The organism is Duganella rhizosphaerae, assembly GCF_040364205.1.
Classification (GTDB): domain Bacteria; phylum Pseudomonadota; class Gammaproteobacteria; order Burkholderiales; family Burkholderiaceae_D; genus Rugamonas; species Rugamonas rhizosphaerae.
Genome location: NZ_BPWK01000014.1, coordinates 1 through 15,351 on the forward strand (window position 1 = coordinate 1; position 15,351 = coordinate 15,351).

The 15,351-nt window shown below is 64.8% G+C and carries 10 protein-coding genes; 6 read left to right on the forward strand and 4 right to left on the reverse strand.

The genetic code is table 11. The annotated features are described in order from the left end of the window. Positions 1-1,869, reverse strand: a 1,869-nt coding sequence (locus RUGAMON1_RS24600) for a type VI secretion system Vgr family protein (RefSeq protein ID WP_445232989.1), incomplete at its 3' end; no start/stop codon positions are given. Beyond that, positions 1,866-2,600 carry a hypothetical protein gene (locus RUGAMON1_RS24605; RefSeq protein ID WP_445232990.1) on the reverse strand — a complete coding sequence of 245 codons (735 nt, stop codon included), beginning with the start codon at positions 2,598-2,600 and terminating at the stop codon, positions 1,866-1,868. The genes RUGAMON1_RS24600 and RUGAMON1_RS24605, both read right to left, overlap by 4 nt. A 305-nt stretch (positions 2,601-2,905) precedes the next feature. Here RUGAMON1_RS24605 and RUGAMON1_RS24610 point away from each other — a divergent pair, with 305 nt between their 5' ends. From RUGAMON1_RS24610 to tssA, 6 genes are read left to right on the forward strand one after another with little or no spacing between them, the layout of a single operon-like run. Continuing rightward, positions 2,906-3,745 (forward strand): M15 family metallopeptidase, encoded by an 840-nt coding sequence (locus RUGAMON1_RS24610; protein ID WP_445232991.1) that lies wholly within the window; start codon positions 2,906-2,908, stop codon positions 3,743-3,745. A 37-nt stretch (positions 3,746-3,782) separates the two neighbouring features. Next, positions 3,783-5,168, forward strand: coding sequence for a hypothetical protein (locus RUGAMON1_RS24615; RefSeq protein ID WP_445232992.1), 1,386 nt, complete (start codon positions 3,783-3,785; stop codon positions 5,166-5,168). A gap of 32 nt (positions 5,169-5,200) precedes the next feature. Then, positions 5,201-9,112 carry a type VI secretion system membrane subunit TssM gene (gene tssM, locus RUGAMON1_RS24620; RefSeq protein WP_445233152.1) on the forward strand — a complete coding sequence of 1,304 codons (3,912 nt, stop codon included), beginning with the start codon at positions 5,201-5,203 and terminating at the stop codon, positions 9,110-9,112. Then, positions 9,109-10,095 carry a type VI secretion system-associated protein TagF gene (tagF, locus tag RUGAMON1_RS24625; protein WP_445232993.1) on the forward strand — a complete coding sequence of 329 codons (987 nt, stop codon included), beginning with the start codon at positions 9,109-9,111 and terminating at the stop codon, positions 10,093-10,095. Before tssM ends, tagF begins: the two co-directional genes overlap by 4 nt. A 2-nt stretch (positions 10,096-10,097) precedes the next feature. Next, positions 10,098-10,898, forward strand: coding sequence for an OmpA family protein (locus tag RUGAMON1_RS24630; RefSeq protein ID WP_445232994.1), 801 nt, complete (start codon positions 10,098-10,100; stop codon positions 10,896-10,898). Between the two features lie 16 nt (positions 10,899-10,914). Then, positions 10,915-11,952: a type VI secretion system protein TssA gene (gene tssA, locus RUGAMON1_RS24635; protein ID WP_445232995.1), complete on the forward strand. Its 1,038-nt coding sequence runs from the start codon at positions 10,915-10,917 to the stop codon at positions 11,950-11,952. Positions 11,953-11,979: 27 nt separating this feature from the next. Here tssA and RUGAMON1_RS24640 read toward each other — a convergent pair whose 3' ends face one another. Together RUGAMON1_RS24640 and tssH are read right to left on the reverse strand one after the other, a co-directional pair. Further along, positions 11,980-12,663 carry a hypothetical protein gene (locus tag RUGAMON1_RS24640; RefSeq protein ID WP_445232996.1) on the reverse strand — a complete coding sequence of 228 codons (684 nt, stop codon included), beginning with the start codon at positions 12,661-12,663 and terminating at the stop codon, positions 11,980-11,982. Between the two features lie 14 nt (positions 12,664-12,677). Further along, positions 12,678-15,341 carry a type VI secretion system ATPase TssH gene (gene tssH / locus RUGAMON1_RS24645; RefSeq protein ID WP_445232997.1) on the reverse strand — a complete coding sequence of 888 codons (2,664 nt, stop codon included), beginning with the start codon at positions 15,339-15,341 and terminating at the stop codon, positions 12,678-12,680. Positions 15,342-15,351: the final 10 nt, after the last annotated feature.

Consider the following 15,351-nt stretch of genomic DNA (forward strand, 5'->3'; position numbering starts at 1 on the left):
ATGCGTTGAGCGCAGCTGCACGCGTCCCTGCGCATCGGTATCGTCGAACAGCAGCTGGTTGTAGCCAGACGCGCCAAACTCCTTGCTGCGCACGCCCCACTGCGCCGCCGCGTTGCCATGGCCGGCGGTATCAGCAGAAGCGCCATGCCACAGGGGGCTGTTGCCCGCCGCCAGATTACCCTGCGCGGAAGGCGCATGATCGCTGGCCGGATTGAACAGCGCAGCCTGGCTGTCGCCGGCCGCCTGTCCCGCCGGCGTTGGCGCCACACCGCCCTCGCCTTGGCCGTTGTACAAGGCGCCGAGGATGATGGGACGGTCGATATCGTTCTCAATGAACTGCACCAATACTTCCTGCCCCACGCGCGGCAGGAACTGGCTGCCCATACCGCCGCCGGCCGAACGCTGCGCCACGCGTACCCAGCAAGTGGCGTCGCCGCTATCCTGCCAGTGATAACGGATGCGCACGCGGCCCAGCGCATCGCAATGCAGTTCATCGGCGCCGGCCGGCTGGTCCAGACCGTCCGCGCCGATGACGATCGCGCTCTGCGCACCCGATGCGGTCGGCTTCGGATGATTGCGGCCATCGCTGTCCGGCAGTTGCGGACGCCAGATCACGTCCGCTGCGACCGCCTCAAAACTGTTGGCATAGCCGGTCTTCCGCGCCTGATCGATCACCAGTGCAAAATCGGCATCGCGTTGCGGCGCCAATTCCTCCAGCAATTCCGGAATGGGGCCAAACAGCTCAGCCAAACCCTGCTGGGCCGGCGACGGCAGGTTGTTGACACCGACGCTGGTCACACGCAACACGGTGTAGGCCGGCACAGCAGCGCCCTCGGCGGCAGCCAGCGGCCCCTGCGTGACATTCACGCGCCGCCCTGCGGCCAAGGTGCGCACCGTCGAGCGGCCGCGCCACAGCTGGCTGCGCGCTTCCCGTCCCTGCATTTGCAACTCGGCGTAATGCTGCGCCAGACCGCCGTCTGCATAGGCGTATTGGCCGGGCGCGTCGAAGCTCTCCAGCGCCGGCAATTTTTCGTACTGCCGCATGGCCGGCGCACTAGCGCTGACGGCTTTCTTGGACTTGTAATCGTAGCTGAGCAAGGTGGTCAGCGTGGCCGACACGCTACGCCTCGCCTGCAAGGCCTGGATGGTGTCTTGCTGCTCGCCGGCGCGCACGCCATGGAAGCGGATACCGCCGCCGGCCTCGCTGCTGGCGTCCTCGGGCACCGCGCTGAGCTGGCTACTGTCGGCGAACAGCACCAGGCACAGGCCGTCCTCGCTTTCCTCGAAGCGCCAAACCAGGCCCTCCTCGGTCAACAGGCGCAGCACGAAGTCGTAGTCCGATTCACGGTACTGGCAGCAATAGCTACGCGCCGGCACCTCGGCCAGGAAGCTGTCGACCTCTGCGCTCCAGCGCCATTGCGCCAGCGGCTGATAATTTTCAAAGACCGATTCAACGATCTCGACCACCGTCTTGTCCTGCCATACGCGGCTGTTGCGTACCTGGCTCAAACGCCACAACCACGGCGTCAAGCGCAAGCGGAATCGCGCCAGGCCGCCTTCGCTGCCCAGCATCGCCGCCTGCGTGATGTCGCCGCTGAAGGTCGTGCGACTGCCGTCCACCAGGCTCACCTCGAGGCTGGCCGGCTTGCCCAGCAATGGCGCCAGTTCGACGTGGGCGTTGGTCGACAGCACGATGATGTCGCGCGCGCCCGTGCCCTGCACCACGTCGTCGGCGGAAAAAGCTTCCACCAGCAAACCGCCGGCGCCCAGGTCGGCGTCGTCGTTATCCAGCTTCAGTGCGTACAGCCGCGTGGCGCTGGAGAACTGCGCCAAGGCGGTGGTGACTTGTTCCAGTAAGGCGACACTCATGAGTTCGATGCGTTTTTTGCGCCGGGAGCAGCCTTACATTCCGGCTCTTTCTTGGCGTCGGCTGCGCACAGACGCGCGCGGCACTGCTCTTCGCCGGCGGCGTTGTACTGCTTGCAGGTCTTGAGCTGCTCGGCAGGCGTGCTGGTCTTCTTGACCGGCGGACGGGTCTGCAAATGTGCCATCAAGGCGGTGATCAGCGTGACATCGTTGTCCGGCTGCTTGGCCGCCGGCTTGTCCTTGGCCGGCGCCGCTTTCTGGGCCAGCTTGACGTTGTCGGCTTTGTGGTCGGGCTTGTGCTCGGCCTTGCGTTCGGGCTTGTGCTCGGGCTTGTGCTCAGCCTTGGCCAACTGCTGCGCCTTCGGTTGCGGCCGTTCCAATGCCCGCATCAGCTCGTCGGGGCCGGCCTTGGGCTTGGCCGGTGCGGCAAGCATTTCCTTCAGCGACGGCAACTTCTCGGACACCGGGGCCACGACGGGCGCCTCCTCCAATATCGCCGCGGTCGACACTTCGGACTCGGCCGATGCAGCCGCAACGGCCACCGGCTTGATCGGCGCAGCGGCCAGCGCGACCGGCACGCTGTCCTCGTCCGGCGTATTGTTCATCCAGGCCAGCGCGCCGCCCGCCACCGCCAGCACGCCGACACCTAACGTGCCCCACAGCATCAAACCACCAGGACGCTTGCCCGGGGTGCGCGCCACGGCGCCCACCGGCGCAGCCGGTTTGTTGTCCAACGTGCTCAGAATGCGCTGGCGCTCCGCCTCCGCTTGCTGTTCCGAGGAAAGAAGACTGGGCCTGCCTCCCTTTGAAGGGCGATCGTCTTGACGTTGCAAAATGTACTCCTTGTTAATTTCGCATTACTTTACGCGATTCAAGGAAAACGCGACGCATCTTACGAAGTCAACCGTGCGCACTGCGGATTTTCGCCGTTTCATAGGGTGATTTCAATCGTGCGCTGGATTGTCATAACTGTAAGATATACTCAAAGCAATGCTTTAAGGACACTATTAATGCAACTTTATGCTGGAGAGGAACAGTCGTGCTGATACTGGCAATCGCACTCTATTTCGTACTTGCCTGCTTGATCAGCTGGATGGTCCTGTTCCCGGCCGGACGCGAATTCGTGCTCAACGCGCTGACCGGCGCCGGCCAGCGGCTGCAACAGCGCATGGGTCAGATCGCCCAGCGCCGCCAGCAGGACGCCAGCGCGCTCGGCAGCACCGGACGCGCCTCGGCCGGCGAAGTCGGCGCGTTCGTGCGCCAGCACTATGTGTTGTGCCTGGGCGGCGCGGCGCTGATCTGCGTGCCACCGCTGCTGGCGCTGCTGATGAGTTCCAAAAGCACGTTGAGCGGCTTCGAAACCTCGACCCGGGAAGTCAACACCCAGGTCGCCGATCTGCTGCAAGGCGAACAACTGGTGCCGCCGCAAGCGCTGCCGCCGCTGGTGTTCGCCGCGGCCGAAGTAGCGCTGGAACGGCCGATGCTGGTCTCCGCGAGCCGCGACTGGGCCTTGATGGACGCCGCCTACGCACAACGGCTGCTGATGGCCTTCAAGATCATGAAGGAGAAGCACGGCTACGATATGGCGATCCTGGAAGGCTACCGCAGCCCGGAACGCCAGAACAAGCTGGCCGCGATGGGACCGAACGTCACCAACGCGGCGGCGTTCCAGAGCTGGCACCAATACGGCCTGGCCGCCGACTGCGCGTTTCTGCGCGACGGCAAGCTGGTGATCTCGGAAAAAGATCCGTGGGCCATGCGCGGCTATCAGCTCTACGGCGAAGTGGCCGAGTCGCTGGGGCTCACCTGGGGCGGACGTTGGAAGATGATGGACTTCGGGCACACGGAACTGCGTATGCCCGGTGTGATGAAACGATAAGGTACGGGCAAACATGGCGGCATGGCTTAAAAATTTGATGATAGCGATCCTGGCGATCGGCGCCAGCTGGATGGGCGCCGTCTGGTACTGGCGCGCGAACAACCGCGTGCCGGCAACCGACGATCTGGTGCTGTACCTGCTGGTGCTGCCGCTGGCGTTGCTGGCCGTATTCTGGCTGGGCCGAAAAATCTATCGCGCCGTCAGTGCGCCCGCCGTCGCCGGTGCCGCAAGCGGCGATGCCGCCGCGCAGGACGCAGCACCGGCAGAACCTGCACGCGGACCGTCGCTGTCGCTGGTGGCCGCCGCCGTGCGCGCGCCGCACGGCATGTCGCCCGCTGAATTGAGCGCCGCGCTGGCCGGCGACAACCCGCGCCCCGCGCTGGACCCGGAACTCATCGACGCCTATGGTTACCCGATCATGAGCGCCCGCATCGCCGACCTCGATGCCGAAGCGCTGCGCGCGGACATGTCGGACTGGCTGACCGCCAACGCACTGGCCCAGCACTTCAGCGACGAACAATGGCGCGCGCTGAGCGCTGGCAGCGAAGTGGTGAACGAATTGTCCGGCCATCTTGCCGGCCACACCCTGCTGGAAGCCCACGCCGGCCATATCGCGCAACGCCAGCCGTCGCCGCTGCCGGTGCTGCAACTCCATCCCGTGTGGCCGCCCGAATGGAAGCCCGAACAGCGCCAGGCCGCCGTGCAGTGGTTCCGCCACCTGGCGATCCAGGCGGGATGGCCGGACGACCGCATCACCGTCGCCCCCGAGCGCGGCGCGGCCGATACCGAGGCTGGCGCCGTGCTGGCACGGCTGCTGTCGAACGAACCGCCGGCGCTGGCCCTGGTCGTGGCCTGCGGCTCCCACATCGGCGCCGACAGCGTCGAACGCATGGACAACGCCACCGCGCTATTCAGCACCAATCACCCGCAAGGCCGCATTCCCGGCGAAGGCGCGGCCGGCCTGCTGCTGGCCGACGCCGCCCAAGCCAGGCTGCTGGCGTTCGGCGCCGAGCTGCCGCAACTGCTGGCCGTGAGCAGCGGTCAGCTGCCGCACTCCGCCGATGCATCCAAGCGCTCCAGCGCAGACCTGCTGCAAGAACTCAGCACCAAGGCGCTGCACGGCGCCGGCCGCGAAGCATCGTCCATCGCCCTGGTCACCGCCGACACCGACCACCGCACCAGCCGCGTCATGGAGTTGATGGGCGTGGTATCGGCATCGACGCCGCAACTCGATCCCGGCGTCGATGTGCTCAGCGTCGGCGCCAGCTGCGGCAGCTGCGGCGGCGTCACCTGGTTGACCGCGCTGGCCTTGGCGCGGCAGGAAGCCGAGAACCGCAATGCCGCCATCCTGTGCATCAGTAATCTTGACCCGTTCCGGCGCGATGTCGCCGTGATCGGCCCCGCCGTTGCCGTACCTGTTTGATTTTGACGAATTTTTCTAGAGCCCCAATCATGATGCAAAAAACCTGGCAATTCCTGACGACCCGCAACAGCCTGATCGTGATCGGCTGGCTGGCATTCGCCGCCTGTTTGCTGATCGCCGCCGCCATCTTCGAGTGGCCGGCCAGCGTCGCCTGGACCGTGCTGGCGATCGCACTGCTGTTCGGCGCCATCGTCTGGCTGTGGCGCCGTCAGCGCCGCCAGCGCGCGGCCGCGCAGCTGGGCGACATGCTGGAACAGCAGGTCAACAAGACGCCCGCCAAGCCCGATCCGGCCCAGCGCCAGGAAACGGACGTGATCCGCAAACGCCTGCTGGACGCCATCTCCACCATCAAGGGCTCGAAGATCGGCCAGTTCTCCGGCAACGCAGCGCTGTACGAACTGCCGTGGTATATGGTGATCGGCAATCCGGCGGCCGGCAAGAGCACGGCCATCGCCAGCTCCGGCCTGCAGTTCCCGTTCGCCGACACCAAAATCGTGCAAGGCGTGGGCGGTACCCGTAACTGCGACTGGTTCTTCACCACCGACGGCATCCTGCTCGACACCGCCGGCCGCTACTCGGTCGTCGACGAAGATCGCGGCGAGTGGTTCGGTTTCCTGGACCTGCTGAAAAAATACCGCAAGAAGGCGCCGATCAACGGCGTCATCATCGCCGTCAGCATCGCCGAGTTGACGCGCAACCGTCCGGAGTTCGCCATCAACCTGGCCAAGAACCTGCGCCAGCGCGTGCAGGAACTGACCGAACGCCTCGAAGTGTACGCCCCGGTGTACGTGGTCTTCACCAAGGCCGACCTGATCACCGGCTTCAACGAATTCTTCCAGGACGCCGAACGCGGCGAGCGCGATAAAATCTGGGGCGCCACCCTGCCCTACAGCCAGTCCACCAGCAGCGAGCAGATACTCGACCAGTTCGACGCCCGTTTCGATGAACTGTACGACGGCCTGAAAGACCTGAGCCAGGCCAATATGGCGTTGCAGTGGCGCGAGCGCATGCCGTCCGGCGTGTTCACCTTCCCGCTGGAATTCAGCTCGATCAAACCGTCGCTGCGCGCCTTCATCGCCACGCTGTTTGAAGAAAACCCGTTCCAGTTCAAGCCCGTGTTCCGTGGCTTCTACTTCACCAGCGCCTTGCAGGAAGGCGAATCGGTGTCCGCTTCCTCGCACCGCGTGGCGCAGCGCTTCGACCTGAAGCTGCAACCGAAGGAACATGAAGAAACCCATCAACAGCAAGGCTACTTCCTGCTTAACCTGTTCCGCAAAGTGATCTTCGCGGACAAGGACCTGGTCGCGCAATACGCCAGCCCGGCCAAGACGCGCATGCGCTACGCCGCCTTCTTCGCCGCCACCGCCTTCGTCGGCCTGGCGCTGGCCGGCTGGAGCTGGTCGTACATGAACAACCGTCAGCTGGTCGCCAACGTCCAGGCGGACCTGGACCAGGCCATCAAGGTGCAGCAGAGCCGCATGGACCTGCAATCGCGCTTCCAGGCGCTGGAGATCCTGCAAGACCGGATCGAGCAGCTGGACAACTACCATGAACACCGCCCGCTGTCGCTGGGTCTGGGCCTGTACCAGGGCGACCTGCTGGACCGCAAACTGCGCGAGGAATACTTCGCCGGCGTGCGTGAGGTGATGCTGAAGCCAGTAGGCCAGTCGCTGGAAGCCTTCCTCGCGGAAGTCAACAGCGGCGCCGCACAGCTGCAGCCGATGGTCAAGCCGGTGACAGCTGCGGTCACCGCCGCAGCCGGCGGCGCGGCAGCCGACGCCAACGCTTCCGCAGCCCCGGTCAACAACGGCGCCACCCAGTTCAAGGACGCTTCGCCCGCCAACGCGGAAGACGCCTACAATGCGCTGAAAACCTACCTGATGCTGAGCGATAAATCGCGCGCCGAAGCCGGCCACCTGAACGACCAGCTGACCCGCTTCTGGCGCGTATGGCTGGACGGGAACCGTGGCGCCATGCCGCGCGAGCAGATGATACGCAGCGCCGAACGCATGATCTCCTTCTACCTGGCGCAGATCAACGACACGTCGTGGCCGCAGATCGACGGCAAACTGGCGCTGGTCGACCAGACCCGCGACAACCTGCGCCGCGTGGTGCGCGGCATGCCGGCGCGTGAGCGCGTCTACGCCGACGTCAAGGCCCGCGCCGCGACCCGCTTCCCATCGATGACCGTGGCCCGTATCGTCGGCGACCAGGACAAGGAACTGGTACTGGGCAGCTACGCCATTCCCGGCAGCTTCACGCGCCAGGCGTGGGAAGGCTTCGTGCAGGACGCCTTCCGCGACGCGGCCAACCGCGAAATGCAAAGCGCCGACTGGGTGCTGAAGACCTCCTCCAAGGACGACCTGACGCTGGAAGGCAGCCCGGAACAAATCCAGAAATCGCTGGTGGAACTGTACAAGAACGACTACGCCAAGGAATGGGAGAAGTTCCTTCAAGGCGTCACCATCCGCGACCTGCAAGGCTTCGACAACGCCGCCGCCGCGATGAACCGCTTGGGCGATCCGCAAACCTCGCCGCTCAACAAGCTGGTCACCACGGTCTACGAACAAACCTCGTGGGATAACCCGTCGCTGCTGGACGCCGGCCTGCAACGCGCACAACGCGGCGTGTCCGGCTGGTTCCGCGAGACCATCCTGCGCCAGAAGCCGTCGCAGCTCAACATCAACGTCAGCAGCTCCGGCAACGTGCAGAACGCCGCGCTGCCGCTGGGTCCTGTCGGCCGCGAGTTCTCCGGCGTCGCCCGCCTGGTGGTCACCAAGGACAAGGATGCATCGCTGATGCGCGGCTACATGGAGCAAATGTCCAAGCTGCGCACCCGTTTCAACCAGATCAAGAACCAGGGCGATCCAGGCCCGGGCGCCAAGCAGCTGATGCAGCAAACGTTGGACGGCACCGGTTCCGAGCTGGCCGACGCCCTCAAATACGTCGACGAGCAAATGCTGACCGGGATGACTGATGCGCAGAAACTGGCGATCCGCCCGCTGCTGGTGCGTCCGCTGATGCAGACCTTCGCCGTCATCGTCAAACCGACCGAGACCGAAATCAACAAGGTATGGGCCGCACAAGTGCTGCAACCGTTCAGCAAGAACCTGGCCCTGAAATATCCGTTCGCGACCGAATCGCGCGCGGAAGCCACCAACGCCGAAATCGGCGAGATCTTCGGGCCGGACGGCGCCATCGCCAAGTTCTTCAACACCACCATCGGACCGTTGGTCGTGCGTCGCGGCGATTCGCTGAGCGCCAAGACCTGGGCCGACATGGGCGTCAACCTGGCGCCGCCAGTGGTGGCGGCCTTCCCCAACTGGATCGCGCCGCTGTCGGCGGCAGGCGTCGCCAACACAGCGGCATCCAGCGGCGGCGAAGCGCAGACCATGTTCGACTTGCAGGCGCTAGGCGCAGTCGGTGCGACCGAGTTCACCATCGAGATCGACGGCCAGTCGCTGCGCTGGCGCGGCCAGCCGCAGCCTTGGGTGCACATGGCCTGGCCGAATCCGCAAGGCGTTCCTGGTTCGAAAATCACCGCGATCACGCCGGAAGGCCGCTCTGTCAGCCTGCTGAGCGAACCAGGCCACTTCGGCCTGAAGAAAATGATCGACGCCGCCAAACGCAAGCGCAAGGACAATGGCGTGTTTGAACTGAGCTGGGACAACGCCGGCGTGGTCGTCACCGCCAACCTGAAGATCGTCACCACCACGCAGGCCCCGGCGCCGCAACCGGTGCAAGCGGCGCAAGGCTTCAAGCGCCTGCGCCTGCCGGAATCGATCATCGCCGCCGGCCAGCTCCCGGCGCCAGCCGCCGCACCGGCTGCGCCGGTCGCTCCTGCCGGCCCGGCGGCTCCTGCCGCACCGGCGGGAACGCCTGCGCCCAAGCCGCCGGCCGCGCCGTCGCGCACCGCCGCCGCCACCTCGGGAGCCGTTCAATGAGCCGCGGCGCCACGCCGATCAGCGTCGGCTACTTCGGCAAGATCCCAAGCCGGGGCGATTTCGTCAAAGGCAGCGACAGCCCTGCACTGATCAAGGTGCTGGACGACTGGCTGTCGCAAGCGATGGACCTGATGAGCACCGACGCCCGCTGGAAACTGAACTACGACGCCGTCGCGCCGTTGCACTTCGCCTTTGTCGGGCCGCGCCGCCGGCACGCCATCGCCGGCCACATCGTCGCCAGCAGCGACCAGTCCAGCCGCCGCTACCCGTTCCTGATGATGGGCGCGATGGAAGTGGCCGAGCCGACCGCCTTCGTGGAGAACTCCCCGCTGGTGCTGACTCGCCTCTGGAACCGTCTCGAAACGCTGACCAACGGCGTGCGCGAAGCGGGCGACCCCACACTGCCGCTGCAAAGCGCCGCCAACCACATGATCGAGCTCGATCTGCGCGCAGCCGCCTACGATGCCGCCTTCGAAGACTTCCTCGAGCTGCAAACCGTGGGCGCGCTCGACACCATGCTGGCGCAGACCGGCTTCCATGGCTCGGTGAGGCAGATCCTGCTGGCCCTGGGCATGCTGCTGCAACCGGTCATGGCCACCAGCTCCAGCCGCCTGGAGAAAAGCCTGCTGCTGCCGTTGCCGACCGATCCGATGTACCGCAACCTGGTCGCCGCCTTCTGGATGCACCTGATTACGCCATTCCTCGCGCGCGCCGATTTCGAACTGGCGCTGTTCGTCACCCGCATCGCGCAGCGGCCCTCGCTGGTGCTGGGTTTCAGCGGCGCCTCGGCGCAGACGCTGCGCGCGATCATGGATCCGCAAACGGCGCTGGAGCACCACATCGACTTCGAACAGCTGGATTGGGTGGAGGAGCAGATCGACTCCGACTACGGCATCAAGAAGCTGTCCACCTACCTGGCGCAAGCCAACCTGTCACTCAAGTCCGCGCTGGATTCCGTCGGCGCGGCGTTTATCGGAACCTGACCATGCGCACCAACCAAACCATCGCCAACGCCCTGCTGGCCGCCGTGTGCGCGCTCGCCGCCGCCGGCGCCAGCGCCCAGACCCCAGGCCTGGCGCCCGCCGCACCGGAACCTGGCCAGGTACTGGCCAGCGGCACCGTGCCGGACGAAGGCAGCAAGGCCGCAGTACTGGCCAAGCTGCGCGAAGTCTACGGCGCCGACAAGGTGGTCGACCAGATCGCCATCGGCCCGGTCGCCATGCCGGCCAACTGGAACGGCTACGTACAAAAGCTGATCACCGCGGACCTGAAGCAGATCAGCCGCGGCCAGCTGAAAATCGACGGCAGCAACGTCAGCCTGCGCGGCGAAGTAGCCAACGAGTCGGTGCGCCAGCGCATCGCCAGCACCGTCGCCACCAGCCTCAATCCGACCTACACCGTCAACAACGGCCTGCGCGTATCGGCGGCGGACCAAGGTATCCTGGACAGCACGCTGGCCAACCGCACCGTCGAATTCGAAAGCGGCAAGGCGACACTGACGCCGGCCGGCAAAGCCATACTCGATGAGATGCTGGCGGCGCTGCTCAAGCTCAAAGGTCGCAAGGTCGAGATCATCGGCCACACCGACAGCGCCGGCCTGCGCGCCACCAACCTGGGCCTGAGCCAGGCGCGCGCGGAGACCGTCAAGACCTACTTCGCCAGCCACGGCCTGAATGGCGACCTGCTGACCGCCAGCGGCCAGGGTCCCGACCGGCCTATCGCCAGCAACGACAGTGCGGACGGACGCGCGCGCAACCGCCGCATCGAGTTCCGCATGGCCCAATAAACAATCAGAGGACATCATGTTTTCAGCAGAGCAGTTATTAATCCCCATCAGCGACAGCCGCCCATCGGGCGAAGACCTGTCCTTCTCGTCCGACCTGGACGCCATCGGCCAGGCGCGCAAGTACGACGACCCATCGCTCGATCAAGGCGAATGGGTGACGGAATTGAAGGAGGCGGATTGGGAGTTCGTTGTCAAGCGCTGCGCGGCGCTCTTGACGGAAAAGAGCAAGGACCTGCGCCTGGCCGTGTGGCTGACCGAAGCTGCCGCCAAACAGCATCACCTGCGCGGCCTGGCCGAAGGTTATCGCCTGTTGGCGGGCCTGTGCGAGCAGTATTGGGACATGGGCCTGTACCCGGAAGCGGACGGCGGCGACAACGACCAGCGCATCGGCAACTTAAGCTGGATATTGGCGCGCACCCGCACGCTGATCCGCGAGCTGCCGCTGACGGAAGGCCGCAACACGGCCTACTCCACCATCGACTTCGAGTACGCCCGCAAGCGCGCTACCGGCAGCGACGATCAATCCGGCGCGCCCAAGCTGGCGGACATGGAAGCGGCCAAGCGCTCCAACCCAGCGCAGTTCTGCGCCAAGTTCGTCGCCGATGCGCAGTACTGCATGGACGCCTTGCTGCAACTGGAGAAGGCGGCGGACGCAAAGCTGGGCCAGGACAGCCCGGGCTTCTCGGCCGCGCGCGACGCCGTGCAATCGATGCTGCACGTGATGCCGGCGGCGGCCAAATCCAGTGGCGCCGAAGCGCAAGCCGACGAGGCCAACGATGAGCAGCCATCGCACGCAGACAACGGCGCGGCGGCGCCACAGCAGCGCGAAGGCGCCTCCGGCCCGATCCGCAATCGTACACACGCGATCGCGCAGCTGCGGGCGGTGGCGAAATTCTTCCGCGACACCGAGCCGCATAGCCCGGTCTCCTACTTCGCCGAAAAGGCGGCCACCGCCGGCGAGCAGGACCTGCACACCTGGCTGCGGTCCGTCATCAAGGACGAAGGCTCGCTCTCCCACATCGAAGAGATGTTGGGAGTGCGGCCTCCCAACTAAGCCTTATTCCAAGCCTTATTCCAAGCCCTATTCGCCGACCAGCTGGACGGCGTCTATCTCCTTGTAGCCGTGCTGGACGTTGTTGGCGACCGTGATCTTGACGCCTTTGACTTTATATGCAGTCTTGTCGAAGGTGCGCACGAACCAGGTGCGGTTGCCACGCCGATCCTGCTTTACCTCGCTGATGCCGGACCAGATGGTGTTCCACTTGCCATCCGTGTCCTGCAACTCCACCTTGTTCATCGCCTCCACACCGTTGCCGCCGGGGATAATCACCCGCACCTCGGTCGCGTTGACCGGCTTGGCGTAGCTCACCTCCAGCCAGTCGAATCCCTTGTCCTGGTTGTTGTTGGTCCAGCTGCGGTCATCCGATGGACCGGCGGTATTCTTGGCCACATTGACGTCCGACGGCGTCTTGCCATCGTCGTCGCCGAAAGTCGAACTGGCCTTCGCGGTCGCCGCCCACTGTCCCTTCGGATCGTTCAAGTACTTGTCTTCCATCGTGCCGTAATCGAGCAAGGCCTGCTTCTTGGCCATCTCTTCCTGCTGTTCGGTCATTTGCCCGGCGGCTGGCGCCGGCGCCGCTGGAGCAGGCGCCGCTGCCGGTGCGGGCGCAGCGGCGGCTGGCGCCTCTTCCTGTTTGTCCTTCTTGTGGCACGCGGTCAGGATCAACGTGGACATCAAGATCGCAATGGTGGCTTGGCGCTTCATAGTTATCATTCTCCTTATTTAACGGTATATTTAAACTGGCCCTGCTTGTTGGCGCTGACCTTGATCTTGCTGATCGCGGCGCCTTCGGCCATCTTGGTCAACACGGATTCGGCCACCTCCGGCAGCAGCGTGCCGTTGAGGATATTGTCGACATTGCGCGCGCCGGAATCGACTTCCGTGCAGCGTGCCAGCACCGCTTCGACCAGTGCCTCGTCGTAGCTGAACTCCGCCTTGTGATTGACGCTGATGCGCTGCTGGATCTTGCCCAGTTTGAGCTTGATGATCTCCACCAGCACGTCGTCGGGTATCGGATAGTACGGTATCACCTTCAGGCGGCCCAGGAAGGCCGGTTTGAACTGCTTCATCAGGTGCGGACGAATCAGTTCCTCCAGCGCCGCAGGATCGGGCAGCTCGTCGCCGGTCTTGTTCAGGCAAGCCTGCATCATCGCGGCCGACGCCACGTTCGACGTCAGGATGATGATGGTGTTCTTGAAATCGATCTCGCGGCCTTCGGCATCGTCCATCACGCCCTTGTCGAACACCTGGAAGAACAATTCCATCACGTCCGGATGCGCCTTTTCCACTTCATCCAGCAGCACCACGCTGTACGGATTGCGGCGCACGGCCTCGGTCAACACGCCGCCTTCGCCATAGCCCACATAGCCCGGCGGCGAGCCTTTCAAGCCGGAGACGCTGTGCGCCTCCTGGTATTCGCTCATGTTGATGGTGATGAGTTTGCGCTCGCCGCCGTACAGCACATCGGCTAGCGCCAGCGCGGTTTCGGTCTTGCCGATGCCAGATGGGCCGACGAACAGGAACACGCCCTTGGGCTTGTTCGGATCATCCAGGTTGGCGCGCGAAGTGCGTACGCGCTGCGCCACGGCTTCGATCGCGTGCGGCTGACCCAGCACGCGCTGTTCCAGCATCGGCTTCAGGTTGAGCACCGTCTTGATCTCGTCCTTGACCATTTTCCCCAGCGGGATACCGGTCCAACCGGCGACAATCTCCGCCACCACGTGGCCATCCACCTGCACCGGCACCATCGGCGTTTCGCCTTGCAGCGACTTCAATTCCGTTTGCAGCGCCTGCAAATCCTTGCCCTGGCCTGCACCGCCCTCGCCCCCCGCTTCCAATACTACGCGGCCAGCCTTGATCTGCTCCGTCAGCGCTTTCTCTTTCTCCCAGCGCGCGGACAACTCGGCGTGCTGCGCGGCAGCGGCCACGCGGCCTGCTTCCAGTTCCGCCAGTCGCGCAACGTGCGCGGAGCCACCGGTGTTCTGTTCGCGTTGCAGCGATGTCGATTCCGCAGCGATACGTTCCAGCTTGCGCGCCAGGTTCTCGATCAATGCCGGCGTGGCATTCTGGCCCAACGCGACCTTGGCGCAGGCGGTATCGAGCACGCTGATCGCTTTGTCCGGCAGCTGGCGGCCCATGATGTAGCGATGCGACAGGCGCACCGCCTCGGTGATCGCCTCGTCGTACACGCGCACGCCGAAATGTTTTTCCATCAGCGGTGCCATGCCGCGCAACATGGCGCAAGCCAGCTCCTCGCTCGGTTCCTCGACCTTGACGACCTGGAAGCGGCGCGCCAATGCGGCGTCTTTTTCAAAATACTTCTTGTACTCGCCCCAGGTGGTGGCGGCGATGGTGCGCAGTTCGCCGCGCGCCAGCGCTGGCTTGAGCAGGTTGGCCGCGTCGTTCTGGCCGGCCTGGCCACCGGCGCCGATCATCGTATGCGCTTCGTCGATGAACAGGATGATGGCGTGCGGGCTTTTCTTCACTTCGTCGATGACGTTCTTCAGGCGGTTCTCGAACTCGCCCTTGACGCTGGCGCCGGCTTGCAGCAGGCCCATATCCAGCGTGTGGATCTCCACGCCCTTCAGCACGTCGGGCACGTCGTTCAGCGCGATGCGCAGCGCCAGGCCTTCCACCACGGCGGTCTTGCCGACGCCGGCCTCGCCGGTCAGGATAGGATTGTTCTGACGGCGGCGCATCAGGATGTCGATGGCCTGGCGGATTTCCATGTCGCGGCCGATCACCGGATCGACCTTGCCGTCGCGCGCGCGCTGCGTCAGGTTGGTGGTGAACTGGTCCAGCGCCGGGGTCTTGGTCGCGGCCTTGGCCGACAGGTCGCCGACCGGATCGCCGTCCAGCTCTTCGTGCTCGCCGCCCTCGCCCTGCTGCGCCGCTGCCGCTTCATCCGAACCGGCGGTCAGCTTGTCCAGGTTATGCTTGATCTGGTCCACTTCGAATTTTGCAAACAGCTTGGAGCCGCGATACGCCAGCTGCGCCAGCTCCGGCTCCGTCAGCAAGGCCTGCAGCAAATGGCCGCTGCGGATTTTGGCCTGCTGGCCCGCTTGCAGGTCCAGCGAGGCGATCAACCAGGCATGCTCAAACAGCTTGGGCAAACGTTCCGAGAACACCGGCGTGCGGGAATTGCCCGTCTTCAGGCGCGCGATCTCGGCCTGCAAATCGGCTTCCAGCATGCTGACGCTGATGCCGCTCTGCCGCGCAATGACAACGAAATCGCTCTTGGGCTGCTCCAGCAGCGCCAGGAACAGGTGTTCGATGTCCACCTCATACTGCCCCAGCGAGACGCACAGGCTGGCGGCGCGGGTGGCAGCCGTGCGGCTGGTGTCGTTCAGTTTTCCGATCAGTGTTTTCAGGTTGATGCTCATGATGGTTCCT

Bases quoted from the DNA above. Each gene is read 5' to 3' on its own strand.
- RUGAMON1_RS24630 (WP_445232994.1), top strand. From the start codon at position 10,098: ATGCGCACCAACCAAACCATCGCCAACGCCCTGCTGGCCGCCGTGTGC.
- RUGAMON1_RS24615 (WP_445232992.1), top strand. From the start codon at position 3,783: ATGATAGCGATCCTGGCGATCGGCGCCAGCTGGATGGGCGCCGTCTGG.
- tssA (WP_445232995.1), top strand. From the start codon at position 10,915: ATGTTTTCAGCAGAGCAGTTATTAATCCCCATCAGCGACAGCCGCCCA.
- tssM (WP_445233152.1), top strand. From the start codon at position 5,201: ATGCAAAAAACCTGGCAATTCCTGACGACCCGCAACAGCCTGATCGTG.
- RUGAMON1_RS24640 (WP_445232996.1), bottom strand. From the start codon at position 12,663: ATGAAGCGCCAAGCCACCATTGCGATCTTGATGTCCACGTTGATCCTG.
- tagF (WP_445232993.1), top strand. From the start codon at position 9,109: ATGAGCCGCGGCGCCACGCCGATCAGCGTCGGCTACTTCGGCAAGATC.
- tssH (WP_445232997.1), bottom strand. From the start codon at position 15,341: ATGAGCATCAACCTGAAAACACTGATCGGAAAACTGAACGACACCAGC.